The organism is Providencia sp. M-27 (assembly GCF_011077905.1).
GTDB classification, from domain to species: Bacteria; Pseudomonadota; Gammaproteobacteria; order Enterobacterales; family Enterobacteriaceae; genus Providencia; species Providencia huaxiensis.
Map to the genome: position 1 here is coordinate 263,770 of NZ_JAALBT010000005.1, position 21,830 is coordinate 285,599.

Annotated in this window: 16 protein-coding genes; 11 read left to right on the plus strand and 5 right to left on the minus strand. The window is 43.7% G+C overall.

Annotation, left to right across the window (positions count from 1 at the left end; genetic code table 11):
• Nucleotides 1–36: 36 nt before the first annotated feature.
• Together gdhA and uspA are read right to left on the minus strand one after the other, a co-directional pair.
• Entirely contained in the window at nt 37–1,371 is a 1,335-nt protein-coding gene (gdhA, locus tag G6Q48_RS09955) for an NADP-specific glutamate dehydrogenase (protein ID WP_004263145.1), read from the minus strand.
• A 267-nt stretch (nt 1,372–1,638) separates the two neighbouring features.
• A complete protein-coding gene (gene uspA / locus G6Q48_RS09960) occupies nt 1,639–2,073 on the minus strand; it encodes a universal stress protein UspA (RefSeq protein WP_004263149.1) in 435 nt (144 codons plus the stop codon).
• A gap of 451 nt (nt 2,074–2,524) precedes the next feature.
• Between uspA and uspB the strand changes: the two genes are divergently transcribed.
• Nucleotides 2,525–2,860, plus strand: coding sequence for a universal stress protein UspB (gene uspB, locus G6Q48_RS09965; protein ID WP_102140153.1), 336 nt, complete (start codon nt 2,525–2,527; stop codon nt 2,858–2,860).
• A 132-nt stretch (nt 2,861–2,992) separates the two neighbouring features.
• Here uspB and pitA read toward each other — a convergent pair whose 3' ends face one another.
• Nucleotides 2,993–4,483: an inorganic phosphate transporter PitA gene (gene pitA / locus G6Q48_RS09970; protein ID WP_102140160.1), complete on the minus strand. Its 1,491-nt coding sequence runs from the start codon at nt 4,481–4,483 to the stop codon at nt 2,993–2,995.
• A 375-nt stretch (nt 4,484–4,858) separates the two neighbouring features.
• Here pitA and G6Q48_RS09975 point away from each other — a divergent pair, with 375 nt between their 5' ends.
• The 5 genes from G6Q48_RS09975 (at nt 4,859) to G6Q48_RS09995 (ending at nt 12,012) form a co-directional block, all read left to right on the plus strand.
• Nucleotides 4,859–6,052 carry an NAD(P)/FAD-dependent oxidoreductase gene (locus G6Q48_RS09975; RefSeq protein WP_166266157.1) on the plus strand — a complete coding sequence of 398 codons (1,194 nt, stop codon included), beginning with the start codon at nt 4,859–4,861 and terminating at the stop codon, nt 6,050–6,052.
• A 188-nt stretch (nt 6,053–6,240) separates the two neighbouring features.
• Entirely contained in the window at nt 6,241–6,996 is a 756-nt protein-coding gene (locus G6Q48_RS09980; RefSeq protein WP_226616996.1) for a TnsA endonuclease N-terminal domain-containing protein, read from the plus strand.
• Nucleotides 6,986–9,133 carry a DDE-type integrase/transposase/recombinase gene (locus G6Q48_RS09985; RefSeq protein ID WP_144138647.1) on the plus strand — a complete coding sequence of 716 codons (2,148 nt, stop codon included), beginning with the start codon at nt 6,986–6,988 and terminating at the stop codon, nt 9,131–9,133. Before G6Q48_RS09980 ends, G6Q48_RS09985 begins: the two co-directional genes overlap by 11 nt.
• On the plus strand, nt 9,130–10,590 hold the full coding sequence (locus tag G6Q48_RS09990) for an ATP-binding protein (RefSeq protein ID WP_166266163.1): 1,461 nt from the start codon (nt 9,130–9,132) through the stop codon (nt 10,588–10,590). Before G6Q48_RS09985 ends, G6Q48_RS09990 begins: the two co-directional genes overlap by 4 nt.
• 12 nt (nt 10,591–10,602) lie before the next feature.
• A complete protein-coding gene (locus G6Q48_RS09995; protein ID WP_166266166.1) occupies nt 10,603–12,012 on the plus strand; it encodes a TnsD family Tn7-like transposition protein in 1,410 nt (469 codons plus the stop codon).
• Nucleotide 12,013: 1 nt separating this feature from the next.
• On the opposite strand, the gene G6Q48_RS10000 is transcribed toward G6Q48_RS09995, so the two are convergent.
• Together G6Q48_RS10000 and G6Q48_RS10005 are read right to left on the minus strand one after the other, a co-directional pair.
• Complete coding sequence (locus G6Q48_RS10000) at nt 12,014–12,958, minus strand: S-4TM family putative pore-forming effector (protein ID WP_144138642.1); 945 nt, start codon at nt 12,956–12,958, stop codon at nt 12,014–12,016.
• Nucleotides 12,936–13,925: an SMODS domain-containing nucleotidyltransferase gene (locus G6Q48_RS10005; RefSeq protein ID WP_166266169.1), complete on the minus strand. Its 990-nt coding sequence runs from the start codon at nt 13,923–13,925 to the stop codon at nt 12,936–12,938. The genes G6Q48_RS10000 and G6Q48_RS10005 overlap by 23 nt, the downstream gene beginning before the upstream one ends.
• Before the next feature lie 123 nt (nt 13,926–14,048).
• On the opposite strand from G6Q48_RS10005, the gene G6Q48_RS10010 reads away from it, so the two are divergent.
• The 5 genes from G6Q48_RS10010 to G6Q48_RS10030 are packed head-to-tail and all read left to right on the plus strand — an operon-like array spanning nt 14,049 to nt 21,830.
• On the plus strand, nt 14,049–14,645 hold the full coding sequence (locus tag G6Q48_RS10010; RefSeq protein WP_226693557.1) for a restriction endonuclease subunit S: 597 nt from the start codon (nt 14,049–14,051) through the stop codon (nt 14,643–14,645).
• Nucleotides 14,646–14,655: 10 nt separating this feature from the next.
• Nucleotides 14,656–16,173, plus strand: a complete 1,518-nt coding sequence (locus G6Q48_RS10015; protein WP_166266175.1) for a type I restriction-modification system subunit M — start codon at nt 14,656–14,658, stop codon at nt 16,171–16,173.
• The gene (locus tag G6Q48_RS10020; RefSeq protein WP_166266180.1) at nt 16,163–17,407 is read left to right on the plus strand and encodes a restriction endonuclease subunit S; all 1,245 of its coding nucleotides are present in this window, start codon (nt 16,163–16,165) and stop codon (nt 17,405–17,407) included. The genes G6Q48_RS10015 and G6Q48_RS10020 overlap by 11 nt, the downstream gene beginning before the upstream one ends.
• A gap of 56 nt (nt 17,408–17,463) precedes the next feature.
• A complete protein-coding gene (locus G6Q48_RS10025) occupies nt 17,464–18,561 on the plus strand; it encodes a PDDEXK-like family protein (RefSeq protein WP_166266183.1) in 1,098 nt (365 codons plus the stop codon).
• Nucleotides 18,558–21,830: a type I restriction endonuclease subunit R gene (locus tag G6Q48_RS10030; RefSeq protein WP_166266186.1), complete on the plus strand. Its 3,273-nt coding sequence runs from the start codon at nt 18,558–18,560 to the stop codon at nt 21,828–21,830. Before G6Q48_RS10025 ends, G6Q48_RS10030 begins: the two co-directional genes overlap by 4 nt.

Here is a 21,830-nt window from a genome sequence, read left to right on the forward strand (position 1 = left end):
CAGCCGCCCTTTCGCGTACGTTTTGAGGTCAGAGAATTACAACACACCCTGCCCAAGCATTGCATCAGCGACTTTTACAAAGCCTGCGATGTTAGCACCTTGAACATAGTTTGTTTGTTTCTCTTCGCCACCGAATTCCACACAGTGCTGGTGGATATCCAACATGATGTGGTGCAGACGAGCGTCAACTTTCTCTGCTTTCCAACCTAGGCGAGCTGCATTCTGTGCCATTTCTAGACCAGAGGTCGCAACACCACCTGCGTTAGCCGCTTTACCTGGTGCAAACAGCACTCCCGCTTCAAGGAACAGCTCCGTTGCAGGAATAGTCGTTGGCATATTAGCCCCTTCAGCCACCGCTTTAACACCATTTTTGATTAACACTTTTGCTGCATCCACATCCAGCTCATTTTGTGTTGCACATGGCAGAGCGATATCGACAGGCACATTCCATGGTTGCTGGCCTGCTAAGTAAGTCAAGCCAAACTCTTTTGCATACTCTTCAATGCGACCATAGTTGTTTTTGATCTCTTCCAAACGTGCGAGTTTTTCTGTTGTAAAACCATCTTCATCAACGACAGTACCGCTTGAATCAGATGCAGTAACCACTTTCGCACCTAGTTCCATACATTTTTCAATGGTGTACTGTGCAACGTTACCTGAACCAGAAACTGCGACACGCATTCCTTCAAAACCTAGGCCATGGCGTTTTAACATCGCATTGGTGAAATAAACCAAACCGTAACCAGTTGCTTCAGGGCGAATTAAACTGCCACCAAAGGACAATCCTTTACCAGTAAATACACAAGAAGTGTCATTAGACAGTTTTTTCATCATACCCGTCATAAAGCCCACTTCACGGCCACCCACACCAATATCCCCTGCTGGGACGTCAGTATTAGAACCAATATGGCGATAAAGCTCAGTCATCAATGCTTGGCAGAAACGCATCACTTCACCATGACTTTTACCTTTAGGATCAAAGTCAGAGCCACCTTTACCACCACCCATTGGTAATGTGGTCAGGGCATTTTTCAGTGTTTGTTCGAAGCCTAAGAATTTCAGAATGGATAAATTCACAGACGGATGAAAACGCATACCACCTTTGAATGGACCGATTGCAGAGCTAAATTGTACACGCCATGCACGGTTGACTTGAACTTTACCTTGGTCGTCTACCCAACACACACGGAATTGAATTACACGCTCAGGTTCAACAAAACGTTCAAGTAATGCTTGGTCACGATACTTAGCATTTTGCTCTAAGAACGGCCAAAGGGAAGTGAATACTTCACGCACCGCTTGTAGAAATTCAGGTTGAGAAGGGTCTCTTTTTTGGACAGACTCCAAGAACGAAGATAGTGATTGTGTCATCTATGTCTTCCTTTTTAACATTGTAGTTGTTGTGATGTGCCTCACTCTTTCTTTTCATTATTTTTAGGAAATGTGAGGTTGATTTGCGTTTGCCTATTGAATATATCATTAGTTTGTATTCTAAATTCAAGGTTTTTTTTCACTCAATAGCAAAATAAATTGCTTGACCTGCCAATAACTCCCTCAAGATACATATTTTGAAACAAAAAAAACGCCTGCATAAGCAAGCGTTTTTAGTGAATAATATTTCAAATATAGTGATATGGATTATTCTTCATCATCATTTAGTGGCACAATCAACATATCCACATGAACGGTATTGATTAACTGGCGAGCAGAAGACATGAGCTTGCTCCAGAAATCTTGGTGGTGTCCACAGACGACTAAATCCATATTGTATTTTTTAATGGCATCGACCAGTACTTGGCCTAAGTCACCACTGCCACTGAGTGTTTCTTGAATTTCATAACCTGCACCCGCAGACAAATCCTTCAGAGCATTACGTGTTTCATCAGTAATACGTTGCTGCATGTCTCCAAGATTGACATCAATAAGACCGGTATAGAGGTCTGAATAGTTAACATCAACATGGATCATAGATACTTTGGCCCCGTAAGGTTTTGCCATAGAGACAGCCTTATCCAGTAATACTTTACTTTCAGGTGATAAATCTACCGCAACAAGAATATGTTTGTAAGCCATAAGTAAACTCCTTCCGAATGCTGATTATCTGGTGGTTATGCCTTCACCACATCTTTATGAATACTATACCTGCTAATTGTGATTATTAAGTGTTGCTTTGATCACATCTAAGCAGATTAACCTTAAAATCATCACTACATATAACATTTTATAAAACAATAACATCATTCATACAATATTAATATATTGCCCTAAAAAATTCGAGTTATGGGAAATATTTTAGCTTAGAAAAACAACAAAGTTGCACCGCAAACTGTGATACTAAAGTTCAACCATTCAGTTTTATTTTCTTCAATGAAAACAAAAAGTCATCACAAATTTGCGCTAACTGCACTTTTTTTAAACAGTAATTTATCCTACAATAAAATAACTGAGTATAAGTACAATTTTTCTGCTGTATTTCCTTTGCGACAATTGCTGTGAGCTTGAGCTAGGTTCTAAGGAGAGGATTATGTTCAGTATGATTGCATTGTTTTGGGCATTATGCATTTTGTGCATCTTAAATATGATGCGGTATTTTTCTTCCGTTCGTGTTTTATTGTCTATTTTAAGGGATTCAGACCCTCTGCTTTATCAATCCGTTGATGGTAATGGCTTTTTTACTACACACGGTCAACTGAACAAACAACTACGGTTAGTTCGATACATAAATAACAAACAGTACCTTGAACATTATGACCCTGAAGTTATTTTGCGTTGTGAGCGGATCCGCAAGCAATTCATGATGATAAGCAGGCTCAGCATTCTTGTTGTCGTGAGTTTAGTCTATTTATTGATAACGGGTTAATTGTAATTAGTGACTGACTAATGAAAAAATAGTGATGACCTTACGATCATCACTATTTTGTATATGTAGATTACTGTGTTCATGTAACTGTTAAAGGCTCCATACTCATGTATGAAGCCCAAATTAGTGCGACTAGATAAACAGCAGCGATAGCCAGTACAAACCACCCGATAACACAATGGACACTGGTAAAGTTAATAACCATGCTAACGCAATGCTTTTAATGGTTTTTGTTTGTACACCGCCACCATCGACAACCATCGTCCCCGCAACGGCAGAAGATAAAACCTGCGTTGTTGAAACGGGCATACCAGTATAACTTGCCACGCCGATAGACACTGCTGCAGTCACCTGAGCAGATACGCCTTGCGCATAAGTCATGCCTTTCTTACCAATTTTCTCACCAATGGTCACAGCAACACGCTGCCAACCAAACATGGTGCCTAATGATAATGCTAAAGCAACCGCAATAATGATCCACAGAGGTGCATACTCAACGGTATACAGCAAATCATTACTGAGTTTTTTCAGTAAGCTGGCATCTTTCGAGCTTGTTTCTGGTAATTTCGCAACCGCATTAGCAGTATCAGAGATACACATCAGCAAACGGCGTGCGTGGTTACGTTGGTCTGGCGTCAGCTCTTCATAGCTTTGAATGCCATTTAGCATCGTTTGAGCTTGATTTAAAATAGCGCCAGTACGCGTGCTATCACAATGGAATTCGCCACCTGGTTCATCACTACTTTCTGCAACGACAGGCGCATTTTCTATTGCATGGTTTAACGCTGGTTTATGTGTTTCATAGTATTGTTGCAGGTGGACAACCGCATCATGCGTTTTTGCGATGTCATAACCGTTAGAATTCATATTCATAACGAAACCTGCTGGAGCAACACCAATTAGCACTAACATGATAAGACCGATGCCTTTCTGGCCATCGTTCGCACCATGGGAGAAACTTACCCCAACTGCTGACAAAATCAATGCAGTACGGGTCCAGAATGGTGGCTTACGCTTACCATCTTTTTTCTCACGTTCCGCTGGTGTTAAGTGAATGCGTCGACGTTTCTTTGTGCCACTCCAATAACGGCGCAAAAAGAAAATCATCAAACCGGCAATCACAAAACCGATAGCGGGAGACAAAATTAATGACATGAAAATACTGATCATTTTCGGTATATTCAAGGCATCAACGACAGACGAATCAGTCACAATCGCGTTGGTTAAACCCACCCCGATTATCGCCCCGATCAGCGTGTGCGAACTGGAAGCAGGGATACCAAAGTACCAAGTTCCAAGGTTCCAAATAATTGCAGCCAAGAGCAATGAAAAAACCATTGCAAGGCCGTGAGCTGAGCTCACATTAAGCAAGAGGTCTGTTGGTAAGAGATGGACAATTGCATATGCGACGCTCAACCCTCCCAGCAAAACACCAAAAAAGTTAAAAACCCCTGCCATGACAACTGCGAACTGAGCCCGCATTGCTCTGGTATAAATAACCGTAGCTACCGCGTTAGCGGTGTCATGGAAGCCATTTATAGCCTCATAGACCAGCACAAATAACAGTGCCAGAACTAATAATAGACCTGTATGAAATTCTAAACCTGTAAAAAGATGTAGCATAGACGTTAAGCCATTATATGTTGGACATGAACGCGGCGCATTATCAGTGACAAACGCTGGCGGTGGAAGCAAAATCTAACCTTTTTTTGATTTAACTACTCATCAAAAAAGTACCTCATGGCAATTACCCCATATTTTTCAATAAATTAAAGCAATCAAACTTATTCTGAATTTTTGAAACTTTTTAACGATATTTCCAGAAAATAATCGTTGTTTGCTTTTTTTAGACGAATTTCTCTAATTATAATACGTCCTGTATAGTTTTCATCAGTTCTTCCTCAAAGCTTTACATTACAATCCCGATGAGATGACGTAAAATATCCCGGTTATCAATGTAATTATACTAAAAATCAAACATATATAGAGATACTTACTGTGAAAAATTTCGACGTTATTATTTTAGGTGCTGGCGCTGCGGGTTTATTTTGTGCCTCACACTCTGGCAAACGCGGTTTAAAGACGCTAGTAGTTGATAACGGGAAAAAATTAGGCAGAAAAATATTGATGTCCGGTGGTGGGCGCTGTAATTTCACTAATATGTACGCAGAACACAGCAATTACATTTCAACAAATCCACACTTTTGTAAGTCAGCACTTGCTCGCTATACACAGTGGGATTTTATCGCCTTAGTCGCTAAATATAATATTCCATACCATGAAAAAACCCTAGGGCAGCTTTTTTGTGATAATAGTGCACAAGATATCGTCGATATGCTGCAAAATGAGTGTAATTTACCGAATATAACAATAAAACTTCGCAGTGAAGTCACTGGTGTCGAAAAAACACCAGAGGGCTTTCTAGTCACGGTGAATGGGAGCCAAGTAAGTGCTCGCTCACTGGTTGTCGCAACGGGTGGGTTATCTATGCCAGGTTTAGGTGCCACACCATTTGGCTACCGCGTCGCAGAACAATTTGGCCACTCGATTATTCCAACTCGTGCTGGCCTTGTCCCATTTACACTGCATAAGCCGCTTTTAGAAGCGCTGCAAGTCCTTTCAGGGATCTCGGTCGCGGCAAGCGTGACAGCTGCGGATGGGACGTTGTTTAAAGAAAATATTCTCTTTACCCATCGGGGCCTCTCTGGCCCTGCTATTTTGCAGATTTCTAGCTATTGGAACCCCGGAGAGTATGTGAGCATTAACTTACTTCCTAACCTTTCACTGAGCGACTTTTTAGCGGTAGAAAAGCAAAATCACCCAAATCAATCCTTAAAAAATACCCTTGCAAAATTATTGCCTAAACGACTAATTGAAATCATGCAAGCGCAAGGGCAAATCCCTGAGTGTGCCCTAAAGCAATTGAACCATCCGCAAATTGAAGCACTGCATAGCACGTTACATGCTTGGCAAGTTCAACCCAACGGGACAGAAGGCTACCGCACCGCAGAGGTGACTTTAGGGGGTGTTGATACCCATGAGATATCATCGAAAACAATGGGGTCACTGAAAACTGAGGGGCTATATTTTATTGGTGAAGTCGTCGATGTCACCGGCTGGTTAGGTGGTTATAACTTCCAATGGGCTTGGAGCTCTGCGGCAGCATGTGCAGAAAGCCTGCCTATTGTTTAGGAACAATAAAGTTTGTACACAAGCCGGAGAGTTTGTACATAAAGGCGATTTTGGAATAATAAAGTTTGACACTAAGCTATAATGACCTTTAAAACATGTGATGGATCGAGGTCATTTTGGCTGGGCGCAGAAAACTAGATTCGCTATCAGATTTCCAGCGAGCATTGAAACAGAGGTATGGATTGGGAGTGCGAGAGGCCTACAAGCCATGGCTTCGCGTCCAAGATGTAAGTTCATATGGTCACAGTGCCAAGATTCAAGGCATAAAAACTGGGCGTATTCATCACACCCTTTCTGAACATGAATCTTCGTTTTTTTATCTCGCTGAATTTTGCGACACCATCATTGATATCCGAGAACAGTTCCCTCTAATTCCTTTAGATCTATCTACCAAAATTGCTCAGGCACTGGGTGTCGACCATCCTGTCATCCCTTACTCAAAGCAAAATGAGTGGAACGTGGTGACAACAGACTTCTTATTGACCCGATCGGATGGTGCTAAACAATGGTATGAGGCTGTAAGCGTTAAACCAACTGCTAATCTCGTCAACAAGAGAACGGCTCAAAAGCTCGATATCGAGAGAGTCTGGTGGCAATTGCTCGGTATCCCCTTTCATGTTTATGTCATGTCTGAAGATAATCAGATTCAGTCAAAAAACATCCAGTGGTTCACCTCTCCTATTCGGCAAGGGTGTATACATCCAAGAGCACTGATGCATAAAGCAAAGTCGTTAGTTGGTACAGGCACATATTTAGTAGAGGACGTTTGTGAGGGGTTTATTGAGGCGCTAGATATCGATTCAGACGAATCATTGATGTTGTTGAAGAGCCTTTTAGCCACAAAACTAGTAACCGTTGACCTTAACAATTCGATTGAGGAAACAGGCTTAATCAAAGTCACACGGGTAGATATGGGTGATTCGGAGCAGAACTATGCAGGTTGAGATCAATAGCGTTTGGAGATTAGCAGGTATAGATGGTTTTGATGATGGCCTTTACCGAGTATTGGCTTGCTATCCTGATTATGCCACGGTGGTCCTCTTTCAAATTGTGGAAGGCTCAAAACTACAAAGACCAGCTGCTGTCGATTTGCCATTTTTTCTAAGACAGGCTGAAGAAGGGGCGATCAGCCCTGAAAAATACCCGAAGCCGCATTACCAATTGTCTGATGATAGAAACGTACCGTCTGATCATCTGCAAAAACGTGATAACCGCCTAGAGCAAATCAAAGGTTTGATATTGGATCCTTGGTTTCTTTTGAAGCTTGTTACGGACTCACGTTCAAGAATAGTAGCTGAACATGCCAAAAAACAGGGTGTTTATGTTCAGGCGTTATACCGTTCTCTCAACCTCTACTGGAAATATGGTCAGGAATACAATGCGCTTCTACCGGCTTATACTAACTCTGGAGGAGCTGGAAAAACGCGAGTCGCGGGTAAAGTAAAGCGCGGAGCACCAATAAGACTATCTACACCAAGCCTTGCCGCCCCGCCAAGTGTTAACACTAGCGAGAAAGATAAAACCATATTCCTAAAGGCTATGAAGCGGTTCGGAATGAAGGGTAAGAAAGTGACATTCCGGAAGGTTTATGACCAGATGTTAACGGAGTTCTATGCAAAGGAACTAATTGCCGCTGATTTGGAAGGTAGGGTAGCGCTCGTTCCTCAATATCGAGCATTTTTATATTGGATTAAAAGGCTTATTCCTCAGCAGGAGTTGATTCGGAAGCAAACATCACCTGGTGATTTTGATCGTAATCGCCGTGGTCTTCGCGGTGCAGCTACTGATCATACGGCTGTTCCTGGCAGCTGTTTTGAACTAGATGCGACTGTTTTGGATGTACATGTGGTTTCTGAGTTCCGTCGTAATCATGTGCTTGGTAGGCCAACTGTTTACTGTGTAGTTGATAAAGAAAGCCGAATGATTGTCGGCATTCATGTGTCTCTCGAGTATGCATCTTGGCGAGCTGGCCGTCAGGCGTTGGTCAACGCGTTCACATCTAAAAAGGAATACTGTGCTCGATATGGTATTGAGATTAAGGACAGCGAATGGCCATGTCATCACATACCTCAGAGACTTCTATGCGATCGTGGTGAATTTATTTGTCAGGATGCAGAAAATCTTGCAGTTCCTTTGATTGGACACCTGAGCATAGCTCCACCTTATCGAGCTGAACTCAAAGGCATAGTGGAGCATCGTTTTAACATATTAAACGAAAAGCTTATCCATGATTTGATGGGGACAACCCGAGGCCGTCACTATATTCGCGGTGATAAAGATCCAAGAATGGAAGCGGTATTAACTCTTGATGAGGTTAATGCGTTGTTGATTGATGCGGTTCTTGAACACAACAGTCAAGTTTTTGAGAGCTTAGCGGGTCAATGCAGTCTACTCATCGAGAAAGAGTTAGCACCCACTCCTATTAATTATTGGAATATCCATCTTCAAAAGCATCAACATGCCTTGAGTACACTGGACGAGGCAACCATTAGAGCGCGCCTCCTACCTGCAGATTGGGTTTCGATGACAAGCAAAGGGGTGAGGTTAAATGACGATATGTACTATGAGTCTGATCGCCCCGATTTTGAAGACTGGAAAGTCATTGCTCGCAGTGGCAGTAGTTGGCGTTTAGAAGCAAGAATAGATCAGGACAACTCTTCCTTTATCTTCGTTCGATTTAAGCCAGATGAGGGTTTCTCCCAATGTTGGCTCCGTAAAGCATCAAAATCATTTGATGAGCGTCATCACGCAGATATTTTATTTTTTGAGGACTGGAAAAAACTGGAAAAGCATCGTGCCAAGCCTACCGCCAAGTCTGTTGAGCGCCATCAACGCCGAAAAGAAATCACTCAAAATGCTCAAAATGAATCAGCTAAAGCGCCCCCTTTAGAATCAAAAGCTGAAAAGATAAAGGGCATGAAAGAGCGCCGCAGGCAGTCTGTCCTTGAGGCACGAGTAACGGCAAAACCGGCGGATGATATGGGTCATGCCCCCGATATGCCTGAGTTTGACAAACGCAATGACGAAAAAAGAAAGAATGTCGTCTCTCTGTTAAAGCGCAAGAAAGGTGAGTCTAAATGAATAGAGCAGCTGCCGTTTATCAAAGAGCAATTCTGCCTGAGCATTGTGGTAACCCTCTAATCGAGGCTCTTCCTCCTAAATTATGTGATAGCGAGTTGGCAGAAAAACTGAGCTACTACCCCTCTTGTCACTATGAAGAGACACAGTTGGATCCGTTAGAAAGGGTTGAATATGTATCTCGCCTCAGAGAATTAAGACAGCCATTGCCTGTTTACTTAGAGGTTTTTCGGGCTGTTGAAATGGCGATAAAGGAGGGTTATTCAGCGAAGAATCCTTTGTCGCCAACCACGATGAACTTTCTACATTATTCGGGAGAGGAACGTCCAGACATAGAACCTGTCACGGGATACTTTAAGCCAAAAGGCTCTGGCATTACCGTGATTGGAGAAAGTGGAGTGGGAAAAACCTGTATGCTGGAGCAAGTTCTGGGGTGCTTTCCAGATACAGTGGAGCATTCATATTACGAAAACAAACTGCTTCCCCTGCGTCAAGTTGTATGGATAAAGGTCGACTGTCCTGATGACTCAAGTGTAAAGGGACTTTGCTATCGGATACTTGAAGAACTTGACCGAAAACTGGGCATACCACAGACGAAACCAGCAAGCACCATCGCAGCTTTGATCAGTCAAATTGAAGCAAAGATGAAATCGAGCTTTTTGGGTATTCTCGTCATTGATGAGATGCAAAACCTCAATCTAGCAAAAGCGGGAGGCGCAGATAGATTAATTGGTTTTTTGCACAATCTCGTCAATAACCTCGGTATTCCCCTTCTGTTCTGTGCCAACCCTCCGTTCAACAACCTGCTAAGCAAAACACTCAAAGCAGCGCGTCGTGCAGAAAGCAGTGGATACTTTGATGTCGAGTTGATGAAAAATGATGAAGAATGGGAGCTGTTTATCGAGGAGCTTTGGCAGTTGCAATGGACAAATGTTCCCACACCTTTGACTGATGAGCTAAGCGATACATTGTTTGATTTGTCAGTCGGCAATATGGATTTAGCGGTAAGGATATATCAGGCGACGCAACGGGCGCTAATAGGCAGTGATGATGAGGTGTTGACTCCAAGTGCTTTGAGATATGGCGCAAGTATTGTTATCCGCTTATCGAAACCAGCAGTAGATAAAATCAAACGAGACAGCAAAATTTCGGTGCTCAAACGGCGCAGTGAGTCTTCAAAACCAAAGGCTCCTGTAACGTCAGCTAACGAAAGTGCAGGTAAACCTAAGCCTCAGTTGACAACCTCAAAAGGAAAACTAGTCACCATTCCAGGCGATTTAACCAAAGCACATCACCCTGAATTTTCTGAGCGAGTAATTGAGCTAAAGAATCTGGATAACCTTTATGAGGAGATTAAAGACTTTGACCTTTTCCAGAGAGCATCGGATGCGAAGAACCCGCTTGAAATACTGAAAAAAGCAGGCGTTCTATGTGATGACCCTCTGGAGATATTCAAGTAAGTTTCGTGGAATATGAAACTGCCATCGGCTTTTCCAGATGAGCTCCTTCTAGGGCGCTTGATGCGCCACATCATATTGACAGGCGAGCCGGCGTGTTCGTTTAGTTCACGGGTATTCGGCTCCAGTCGTTTGTCTATGCATCCTTTCCTGACAGCAGGCATATCGCGAATCGCTGAAATGTCCGGTGAAAATGCGGATAACCTGTTGGTCAGACAAACCCTTGCACCTCTGTTCTTCTTTTACTTACCTAAACATGCGAACGCACTCAAAGAGAACTTGCTCCGAGGAGATGGCGCCAAAGCCCTTCGCCATAGTCAGTTACCTTCTTTTGGCTGTGGCGGATCTTTACACTTAAAATGGTGCCCACGTTGCGTTGAGCTAGACATCCATGAACGAGGTGTTGCCTATTGGCATCGAGCACATCAAGTTCCCGGTGTAACAGCATGTTGGTTGCACCAAATACGACTTATGTCTACTGAGTTAAAAGCAAGGCAGCGGTTAAATGAAGGGTTGCCGACAGTGGTGCATTGTGATGCTCAAGCAGCGTCTGCGATGGAGATCGAGGTTGCGATATTCGGTTTCGGCCTTCTAGCCCAACTAGAGAGAACGAAACCTGGCTTTGATTTGGAGGAGAGATACCGCTCACGACTCAATGAGCTTGGGTTTATCACTCCCAATGGGAGCGTTCGAAGGAAGGCACTAATGAAGGTGTTTTCATCTGATTTGGCTATGTACCCCATGAAGGGGTCTCTGTTTCCTCGTCACCAAACTGATTATCACTACATTTCAGAATTGCTAGCAGCAGGAAAAAACTGCCACCCGTTTAGGCATCTCTTACTCGGAGCATGGTTGTTTAACTCTGCGAATAAGATGTTTCAACACACTGCACCGATTGAAGAGGTTAGCCTACATCAACCAAAAGGTTCAACGAAGGGAGCGGTTGAGCAGCGTTGCTTGAGTCTACTCAGAGAAGGTGACTCTCTTGCTGCGGTTTACAGAAAGACAGGTAAAAGCCGATGCTATTTAAAGCGTTTGGCAACAATGCATGGAATCAAACTAAATTTGAGACCAAAACAGTTAAATGAGAAGCTCAAACAGAGAATCATCAGGCTCGCTCGATTAGGTGTGCACCGACGGAAAATCTCTCAAGTTTGCCGGATCGGAATTGGTTCAATTGAACAAGTGATCGCCAGTGTTTCTGGGTTAGTTGAATGGCGAAAACAATGTCATTGGGAGTCGAAAAGGCGTTGCTGTCGAGTTCAGATTCAACGATACAGGCAAAGATATCCTGATGCTCTACGTAGTGATATTAAGGCTGACTGTAATGCGGCGTTTTTCTGGCTTTATGCAAATGACAGGGAATGGTTAGAGAATTCGCTTCCCAGACCTACCAGACCTTGTGGGCCCAGTAGGTTGGTATAGACTACTGCTTTTTGAATTCGGCTATAAGCGCATCCGTATCGACCAGCATATTCCCTTCCATGCGCTCTCTGGATGCCTTGTAAAGCCATTCAAAGATTGGCGTTGCTGACTGTCTGAAATTTTGCCAGTACCTCATGTGCTGCTCGGTGAATAGCTCCACCTCTGTGAAGTTTAGCTTGTCAGATAGAAGGTTTAACCATGTGTTATGACTGTCATTTGTTAACTGCTCGGCAATTTTCATACTCTGTTTGTTCATAAGCAATTCGTCGATAACAACCGCAATGATGGGTGTGAAAGGCCCAATTACAAAGACAACGGACTCCGGTATGGTTTGTTCTAGAAAGATCGAAACGCTAAAAGGAGCTAGGACACAAGTGAATAAACAAACCCATAGCAAATACTGGTAGCGTTTTCGAAGCTCACTTTCCCAAGCAAAGGTTGAGTAGGTCGCTACTAACTTAGCCACAGGATATGGCACACTGCTCAAGTTTGATGACCACCAAGTCTCCAGTTGCCCTCGATCTTGAGGGGCTTGTCTCTCTCGATTCGTACTTAATTCAGCAACTCGACTTTTCGGAAGCTCTAAGAGTGATGGCTTTGTACCTACCTCCATGGTTAGATGATCATGCAAACGTTGGATAGTGCATCCAAGAGATTGCCATTTTGAGACAATGTACTTGCCAAAGGTGCTTATCAGAACGAATGCCAGTAGAGGCGCAGCCGTCAAATATGAGGGGTCAAATGGTGTTTTGTGACCAGAAAAAACATAGATAGAAACGCCAGTCTGAACAACTGCCAGTAGCAGTGCTAAAGCCCAAATACAAGCCTTCCAGAACTTTGCACGATCGTAGGCGTATCGGAATGCCAATCCTGCCTCAACAGCAGGGATTGTTTTTTGATTTGCTACAACACAACTCATAGGGTTATCCATATTGTGGGAAGTCATTACCAAATACCTTACGCCACTCTCCAATTGCTTTTTTGTGATCGCCTGTGACCTCAAACTCTCGAGCTGCTAGTGCTGTATTGAAATCTGATTCCGCTTTTTGCGAAATTTTCGTCTTTTCGTCCCAAGAGAGTGTATTCAGGTTTCCCTGGATTTCTTTAGGGTCATTGACGTCCCACCAAATGTTGCTTTTTATGTACTGAAGAATGTCAATGACATTGAGATCGACGAACGGGCTTGCTTCACCTTTTTCCTCAAAGTAATTAAGCACTAAATTCTCTAGAAGATAAGATGACATTGACGGCATCGTAGCTCTGCGTTGCCAATACTTTATTGCTCGGATCGCGTTAAGGACATGGCCACCACATTGCTGATTGATGTCGGAGACGCGTTGGCGATCTAGTCTAGGGTCTGTTTTTATCCAGTTTCCCGCCCCATCAGGAATGATATAGAAGGTCTTTCCTTGGGCATCCTCGGAAGTGAAAAACGCCGGAACAATATCAAAGTTCCAGTCATAGCTAGAGAGCTTGAGAGTCGCTGCATTCTGGTTGCGATGTGTCTCTGCCTTGTCGTACTGGCTCAGATCAGCCAATTTGCTAACAAAGTGATTGATGATCTTACGCGAATTGAGTCGATATGAACTGTCATGGCGAAAGTTCTTATACTCAGGGGATTCAGTCGGCGTATTGATATACACAGTGCCGTCCAAGCTCTCTTCCCAAGTACATCCATTCGCTGACAGAGTGAAAATCATATCAATATCATCCAAGGGACGAATTTTGGTTCTTCTCGCAAAAGAACCAAAATTGACGTCTTTGTCGCTGTATAGCGGAAAGAAATCAGTTAATCCTTTTACTTGTCTTTTCAAATAATCTCGACTAGACCGCGCAGTGATCGTTTTCTTACTATCAAGATTGACGCTGTCGGCCATAAACTGGTTAAACGCAGAATTTACAGTTGTTGGCATATTCCCTCCATATTTTTAATGCATCAAATATAATGATGCGTTCTTTTTTCTAGATTACGTTGACTTTTCGAAAGGTGTCAATCATTATTTGTTGCATCATTCACTGTGATGCAATTTGCCATGATGGTTAAGTTAGAAGAAATCGCCACAATCAGAGCGGGTCATCCTTTTAGGGGAGCGATCCAGGAAGTTGATAACGGAAATGGCTATGTTATCCAGACACGTGATCTCGCTGATGACGGCCAAATTGCCTGGGAAAAGTTGGTTCAGACCAACGTCTCTGGACGAAAAGAGCCGGAATGGTTGAAAGCGGGTGACGTAATTTTTGCTGCCCGAGGTATCAAGAATCTTGCATCAGCGATATCTGGAGAAATGCTAGACCAGCTTGAGCTACCAGCCGTTTGTTCGCCACACTATTTTCAGATCCGTCTCGCTCAGAACGTGAAACTACTGCCAGAGTTTCTGGCTTGGCAACTCAATCAGTTGCCTGCACAGCGTCATTTTCAGCAGTCTGCGGAAGGTTCAGCACAAGTGAGTATTCGACGAACTGTTCTAGAGCAAACACCTGTGATGATTCCCTCGCCTGAGACGCAACGCAGAGTGCTTGCGCTTAGCCAAAGCGCGACCAGAGAAGAGCAGATATATCAGCAATTAATCGAGCTAAGGCGTGCAGAAATGCAGGCTATCGCGAATCAAGTTTTAACCGGAAAAATAAAATAAGAGATAAACAATGCCAAATACCCCAATCAACCAAGATGAAATCAACAAAGCCGTCTGGTCGGCGTGCGATACCTTCCGTGGCACCGTAGATCCATCCATCTACAAAGACTTCATCTTGACCATGCTGTTCTTAAAATACATCTCAGATGTACGCCAAGACAAAGTAGAAGAACTCACCACTCAGTTCGGTGACAACAAAGATATGGTTGAAGCCATGCTTGCCAGCCAATCATTCAAAATTCCAGCAGGTTCAACCTTTTGGGATTTGTATGATGTACGTAATACCGCAGGTAACGGTACTCGTATTGACCAAGCGCTGCACGCGATTGAAGAAGCCAACGGCACAAAGCTAAAAGGCGTGTTCCAAGACATTAGCTTCAACACCGATAAACTGGGTGATGAAAAGCAAAAGAACGACATTCTACGCCACCTATTGGAAGACTTTGGCAAGCCAACCCTAAACCTACGACCTAGTCGTGTTGGTTCGCTGGATGTGATTGGTAACGCCTACGAATACCTGATCAAACACTTTGCGGCTGGTAGTGGAAAATCGGCAGGTGAATTCTATACCCCGCCAGAGGTATCGGATCTGCTTTCTATCATCCTTGAGCCACAACAAGGTGACAGCATTTGCGACCCAGCGTGTGGTTCAGGCTCGCTATTGATGAAATGTGGTAAGCAAGTTCAAAAGAACTTTGGCGGCTCTAAGCAATACGCGCTATTTGGCCAAGAAGCGATTGGCTCTACATGGTCATTGGCAAAAATGAACATGTTCCTACACGGTGAAGACAACCACCGCATTGAATGGGGCGACACTATTCGTAACCCTAAACTGCAAGATACCAACGGTGGCTTACTGCACTTTGACGTAGTAACCGCAAACCCGCCATTCTCGCTAGATAAATGGGGGCATGAAGATGCAGAAAGCGATCACTTTGGTCGTTTCCGCCGTGGCGTGCCACCAAAAACCAAAGGTGATTACGCGTTCATCTCGCACATGATTGAAACCCTAAAACCAGAAACTGGTCGTATGGGTGTAGTTGTGCCTCACGGTGTGCTATTCCGTGCATCAAGCGAGGGGAAAATCCGCCAACAACTGATTGAAGAAAACTTGCTAGATACCGTGATTGGCCTGCCAGAAAAATTGTTCTTTGGCACAGGTATTCCAGCAGCTATCTTGATATTCAAAAAACACAAGACCGACAAAAACGTATTGTTTATCGATGCGTCTCGTGAATTTAAATCGGGCAAAAACCAGAACGTATTGACTGAAGAAAATATCCAGAAGATTGTCGATACCTACAAAGCGCGTGAAAGCGTGGATAAATATGCTTACCTAGCGACGTTAGAAGAAATTGCTGAAAACGACTTTAACCTTAATATTCCGCGTTATGTTGATACCTTTGAGGAAGAAGAAGAGATCGACTTGATGGCAGTTCGCAGTGAACGTTTGGCGTTGCAAAATGAACTGGCTGATCTGGAAGCGGAAATGGCGGGTTATCTGGAGGAGTTGGGTTATGGTGCCTAATGGTTGGGAGGAAACTCGCCTTAAACACATTGCTCGAATTAAGTCAGGTTCAACACCTCTTAGAGCTAAGCAGGATTTGTATTATTCACAAGATGGTACACCTTGGGTCAAAACCTTAGACTTAAACAATGCTGAAATTTTTGAGACCGATGAGCGCATAACGGAGCTAGCACTGAAGGAAACTTCGTGTTCTATCTTTCCTGTTAATACCGTTCTCGTTGCTATGTACGGTGGTTTTAATCAAATTGGCCGAACAGGATTGTTAACAGTTCCATCTGCGATAAACCAAGCACTCTCGGGGTTAATGCTGGATGGTACTAAAGCGGATTCTAAGTACATTTTGAATTACCTTAACGGTAATGTTCGACAATGGAAGAAGTTTGCAGCTAGTAGCCGAAAAGACCCCAATATCACACGCGAAGATGTGTGCAATTTTGAGGTGTTACTCCCCCCCCTCCCAGAACAACGCAAAATCGCCAAAATCCTCTCCACTTGGGATAACGCGATTGCAACCACCGAAAAGCTCATTGCAACCAGCCAGCAGCAGAAAAAAGCTCTGATGCAGCAGCTGTTGACGGGTAAAAAACGTTTGGTTGATCCTGATACTGGGAAGGTGTTTGAGGGGAAATGGGAAGAGGTTAAGTTGGACGACCTTGCTTTATATCGTCGAGGAAGCTTTCCGCAGCCATATGGCAACCCTGAATGGGTTGATGAGGTTAATGGTTATCCTTTTATTCAAGTATTCGATATTGATAAAAATATGAAACTGAAAAAGGCTACTAAAACCAAAATTAGTGATGCTGCAATAGATAAAAGTGTTTTCATTGAAGCAGGTACAGTGATCGTTTCCTTGCAAGGCTCGATTGGGCGTGTCGCTATTACACAATATGATGCTTACGTTGATAGAACAGTTTTATTGTTCCAATCATTTAAGCGAAAGATGGATACCATTTATTTCGCTTACGCAATTCAAGAGCTTTTTGAAATTGAGAAAGAGAAAGCACCTGGCGGTACAATTAAGACAATCACGAAACAAGTATTAAGTAACTTCACTATAAAAGTTCCTACTCATTACGAGCAACAAAAAATCGCCTCAGTCCTTACCGCTGCCGATAAAGAAATCGAGCTTTTACAAGCCAAACTCGCTCACCTTAAAGATGAGAAAAAGGCGTTAATGCAGCAGTTGTTGACGGGTAAGCGCAGAGTCAAAGTGGATGAAAACGTCGCCGCATAATAATTAGCAAATACCGCCCGAATAACGGGCGGTCAAATAATAAATAAAGGCTAGGCATGGATACAAACGCATTGGAACGAATGCAGCAACTGTTAGCGGAGTTTAAAAAACTAGAGCCAGTTGAAGTTGCAGAGCCCACCATTTTTAGTATTGGGAGTAAGGGGTATTACGAAAATCCCACTACCGATATTTTGGCATTCTTTTGTGACAGCAACGGTCAACATCAACTCGGTGATACTGCACTAAGGGCACTACTGACTTGTTTACCTGAAGACTATCGTTCTCTAGATTGCGCATTAACCGAAGTGCCCGAGCGAGAAGTCAAAACTCAAGCAGGCAAACGTATTGATTTACTGCTAGAAAGTGCTGATTGGGTGATGGTGTTAGAGAATAAAATCTACCATCAGCAAAATAATCCGTTTGATGACTATGAACGTTTTGTTCGAGAAGAGCAAAATCAAACTCGCTTTGCAGGTAAACAGGTTATTTTTGTAGTGCTTTCTCCAACAGGTGAAGCGTTACCAAGTGGCTGGCATGGCATCAGCTATCCCTCGTTAATTTCTGCTTTAAAAACTCAGCTAGCGGAACACTTTCTTTCCCAACCTATCCATAAATGGACGCTATTGCTGCGTGAATTCATCTTACATTTGGAGAGCCTTATGTCTCAGCCATCGGTTAATCAACAAACCCTCGATTTTGTCTTAGATAACCTCTCTACTATTAAAGAGCTTCAGGAAACTAAACAGCAAGCGATAAACGACTATCATCAAAGGCTGAAAACGGCACTTCAGTCCAAACTAGGAAAAGAGATTGCGACTCGGTTACATCATTGGAGCGGATATCCTGCTTTGCGATTTGCTTTAGCGAGCTGGAAAGATACCAATTCGGATGTTGTGCTATTTCTTTCTGGTGAAAAAGGTGAATCTTCAATTAATGTTTACGCCCACCTAGAGGGAGATTCTGATGAAAGTAAAGCAGACTCGTTGATTCTCACTGCTTGTAATGTTGAACGTTGGATTGAAGGGAATGGTACTTATCGCGGGTATAGAATCAAACTTGCCACCATGCCTGAAGATGACATTATTCAATTTATTGGTGAACGCCTTCAAGAACTGGATACGTTTGAACGTGAGTATTGGGGAGATGAGTCATGAGTTCACCTTTGCCTAATTTTCGCGAAGAGCACAGTGCCAAAATACCCGCACTAACGCTGCTCACCAACCTTGGCTACCAATTTATTCCGCCTGCTGAATGCTTGGCGATGCGTGGCCGCTTATCATCAGTGATTCTACCCAATGTGCTGCGCAGCGTGCTGAAACACAAAACCCATACCTTTATGGGTAAAGCCTATCCGCTTTCAGATTCGGCTATCGATAAAATCATTCAAGAGCTGGCGACCCCAGCGATGAATGCAGGCTTAAGAGCCGCGAATGAAAAGCTCTACAACGCCCTAACCTATGGCATCAGTGTGACTGAGTTTGTCGATGGTAAAAAAGCCAACCCAACCATTCAAATCATTGATTGGGACACGCCTGAAAACAACCAATTTCATTTCACCGAAGAGATGGAAGTTGATAACGCCCGTGGTACAGGTAAACGCATTCCTGATGTGGTCTGCTTCGTCAATGGCTTGCCGTGGGTGGTAATAGAAGCAAAACGCCCTGATAGTAGCATCAATGGCAAACCCACCATCACAGAAGGTATTTCGCAAAACATTCGCAACCAAAAAGTGGATGAAATTCCTCATCTGTTTGCTTACAGCCAACTGTTGTTGTCCATCAATGGGCATGATGGCTTGTACGGTACGTGCGGCACACCTGAAAAGTTCTGGGCGAAATGGAAAGAAGAAGAAATTACTGAAAACACCTTTGAGCGCCTTAAGAACACCTTACTGAATGACGCGCAACTGAATGCGATTTTCAGCCATCGCACGCTATCAATCAAAGACGAATATCTATCACTGATTGCAGGCGGTGATTTGGTGGTGACAGACCAAGACCGCTTATTGGTATCCTTGTTGCGCCATGACCGCCTACTAGAGTTAACCCGTCTATTTACTCTGTTTGATAAAAAAGCAGGCAAGATCGTTGCGCGTTATCAGCAAGTATTTGGCATTAAAGCTTTAGTGGAACGCATCACCTCTTTTGATGACAAAGGCGCACGTAACGGCGGTGTGATCTGGCATACCACAGGTTCGGGTAAGTCTTTCACGATGGTGTTTTTGTCAAAAGCCCTGATTTGGCTTAAAGCGTTAGCGAAATGCCGCGTTGTGGTTGTGACCGACCGTGTGGATCTAGAAGATCAGCTTGCTCGTACCTTTGCTTCTGGTGGCGCACTGTCAGATAAAGACAAAAAAGAGGCAATGGCAACCACAGGTAAACGCCTTGCAGAGCAAATCGGTAAAGGCAATGAGCGTATCATCTTCTCGATCATCAACAAGTTTGGTACAGCGATTAACCTACCGGAATGCTACAACGATAGCCCAGACATTATCGTATTAGTGGACGAGGGGCACCGTAGCCAAAACGGTGAGAACAACATTCGAATGCAGCAAGCCTTGCCGAAAGCCGCTTACATCGGTTTCACAGGTACACCACTGCTGCAAGACGATAAAACCGAGAACAAGTTCGGTAAAATCATTCACTCTTACACCATGCAGCAAGCCGTCGAAGATGGCACCGTTACCCCTTTGCTTTATGAAGAACGTATTCCCGATCTGAGCACCAACGACAAAGCCATTGATGCATGGTTTGACCGCATTACCGATATCCTATCAGAAAAGCAACGCGCAGACTTAAAACGCAAATTCGCTCAAAAAGGTCAGATTTACCAAACCGAAGGGCGTTTAGAGTTAATTGCGCACGATATTTCGGATCACTTCCAAAACTTCAAGCAGCAAGGTTTGAAAGGTCAACTGGCGTGTGATTCTAAAGCCTCTGCAATCCGTTATAAGAAGCTACTCGATCAAATCGGCAAAGTCACTTCAGTGGTTGCGATGTCGCCACCCGATACCCGCGAGGGACACGATAACGTCGATAATGAAAGTACCGATCTGGTGCAAAACTGGTGGAAAGAGAACGTCGCACAAAAAGGTTGGGCAGACGAGAAAGCTTACACTAAACACATCATTCAAGAGTTTGAAAAAGATGAAGGCCCCGACATTATGATCGTGGTCGATAAGCTGTTAACGGGCTTTGATGAGCCTAAAAACACCGTGCTCTATATCGACAAGCCGTTAAAGCAGCACAACCTGATTCAAGCTATTGCACGGGTTAACCGCCTGCACAGCAAAAAGCAGTTCGGTTATTTGATTGATTATCGTGGCATCCTCAAAGAGCTGGACATCACCATTGAGAAGTACCAAGACTTGGCTGAACGTACCCAAGGCGGCTTTGATATCGACGATCTCAAAGGCTTGTATAACCGCATGGATACCGAGTACAAGAAGTTGCCAGGTTTGTATGATGACCTTTGGGCCATTTTTTCTGATGTGAAGAACAAGCAAGACGGACAAGCACTTCGTCAGGCTTTGGCACCAAAAATTGATACCATTGATGGTCAATTAACCGATACCAACTTAAAGCTGCGTAATGATTTTTATGGTGCGCTGACCACGTTTGCTAACTGCCTAAAGGTTGCCCTGCAATCGGCGACGTACTTTGAAGATAAGAGCTTCGACAATAAGCGAGAACTATATAAGAGTACGCTGAAATCCATGAGTCAACTGCGCCAACAAGTACGCGCAGATGCAGAAGAAACCGTGGACTACGACGAGTATTCGGAAAATATTCGCGCCATGTTAGACAAGCACATTGCGGGGGTCTCGATTGAAGAACCCGAAGGCGCTTATCTGGTTGGTAACATGGGTAAAGATGCCAAACCAGAGCAAATGACCGATGATGAGGCTAAAAACAAAAAGGATGTCATCACAGGTCGTGTAACCAAGATGATTGAGCAAGATTTGGCAGATGATCCGTATGCCCAAGAGTATTTCTCAAACTTGTTAAAGCAAGCTATCGAGAAAACCAAGGAGATGTTTGATAGCCCAGTTAAACAGTATCTTCTATTCGCGGACTTTGAGCAGCAGGTTAAAGACCGTGATGTGGCAGGTTTACCAACGGATCGCTTTGCAGAGCTTGACCCTAAAATAAAACGCCATGTTCAAGCTTACTATGGACTGTTCTTAAAAGTGTTGGGAGAGACGTTGCCTCTGAGTGAAGAGCAATGCTTTCAGTATGCGTTAGACATTGATGGTATTGTGCGTAAAGCCGTTGCTGAGTTTTCAATTAACCCATCGGAGATTGAAAACCAAATTCGTTTAGGACTGCTGCCACTGCTGTTTAATGATGTTGGTATCGACAAAGCGCAAGCCATTATTACGGATGTTATTCAAATCACTCGCCTTGGCTTATCAGGTCACTAA

Bases quoted from the DNA above. Each gene is read 5' to 3' on its own strand.
- G6Q48_RS10025 (WP_166266183.1), top strand. From the start codon at position 17,464: ATGGATACAAACGCATTGGAACGAATGCAGCAACTGTTAGCGGAGTTT.
- G6Q48_RS10000 (WP_144138642.1), bottom strand. From the start codon at position 12,958: ATGACTTCCCACAATATGGATAACCCTATGAGTTGTGTTGTAGCAAAT.
- G6Q48_RS09985 (WP_144138647.1), top strand. From the start codon at position 6,986: ATGCAGGTTGAGATCAATAGCGTTTGGAGATTAGCAGGTATAGATGGT.
- G6Q48_RS09995 (WP_166266166.1), top strand. From the start codon at position 10,603: ATGAAACTGCCATCGGCTTTTCCAGATGAGCTCCTTCTAGGGCGCTTG.
- G6Q48_RS10020 (WP_166266180.1), top strand. From the start codon at position 16,163: ATGGTGCCTAATGGTTGGGAGGAAACTCGCCTTAAACACATTGCTCGA.
- uspB (WP_102140153.1), top strand. From the start codon at position 2,525: ATGTTCAGTATGATTGCATTGTTTTGGGCATTATGCATTTTGTGCATC.
- G6Q48_RS10005 (WP_166266169.1), bottom strand. From the start codon at position 13,925: ATGCCAACAACTGTAAATTCTGCGTTTAACCAGTTTATGGCCGACAGC.
- G6Q48_RS10015 (WP_166266175.1), top strand. From the start codon at position 14,656: ATGCCAAATACCCCAATCAACCAAGATGAAATCAACAAAGCCGTCTGG.
- G6Q48_RS10010 (WP_226693557.1), top strand. From the start codon at position 14,049: ATGGTTAAGTTAGAAGAAATCGCCACAATCAGAGCGGGTCATCCTTTT.
- G6Q48_RS09990 (WP_166266163.1), top strand. From the start codon at position 9,130: ATGAATAGAGCAGCTGCCGTTTATCAAAGAGCAATTCTGCCTGAGCAT.
- pitA (WP_102140160.1), bottom strand. From the start codon at position 4,483: ATGCTACATCTTTTTACAGGTTTAGAATTTCATACAGGTCTATTATTA.
- uspA (WP_004263149.1), bottom strand. From the start codon at position 2,073: ATGGCTTACAAACATATTCTTGTTGCGGTAGATTTATCACCTGAAAGT.
- G6Q48_RS10030 (WP_166266186.1), top strand. From the start codon at position 18,558: ATGAGTTCACCTTTGCCTAATTTTCGCGAAGAGCACAGTGCCAAAATA.
- gdhA (WP_004263145.1), bottom strand. From the start codon at position 1,371: ATGACACAATCACTATCTTCGTTCTTGGAGTCTGTCCAAAAAAGAGAC.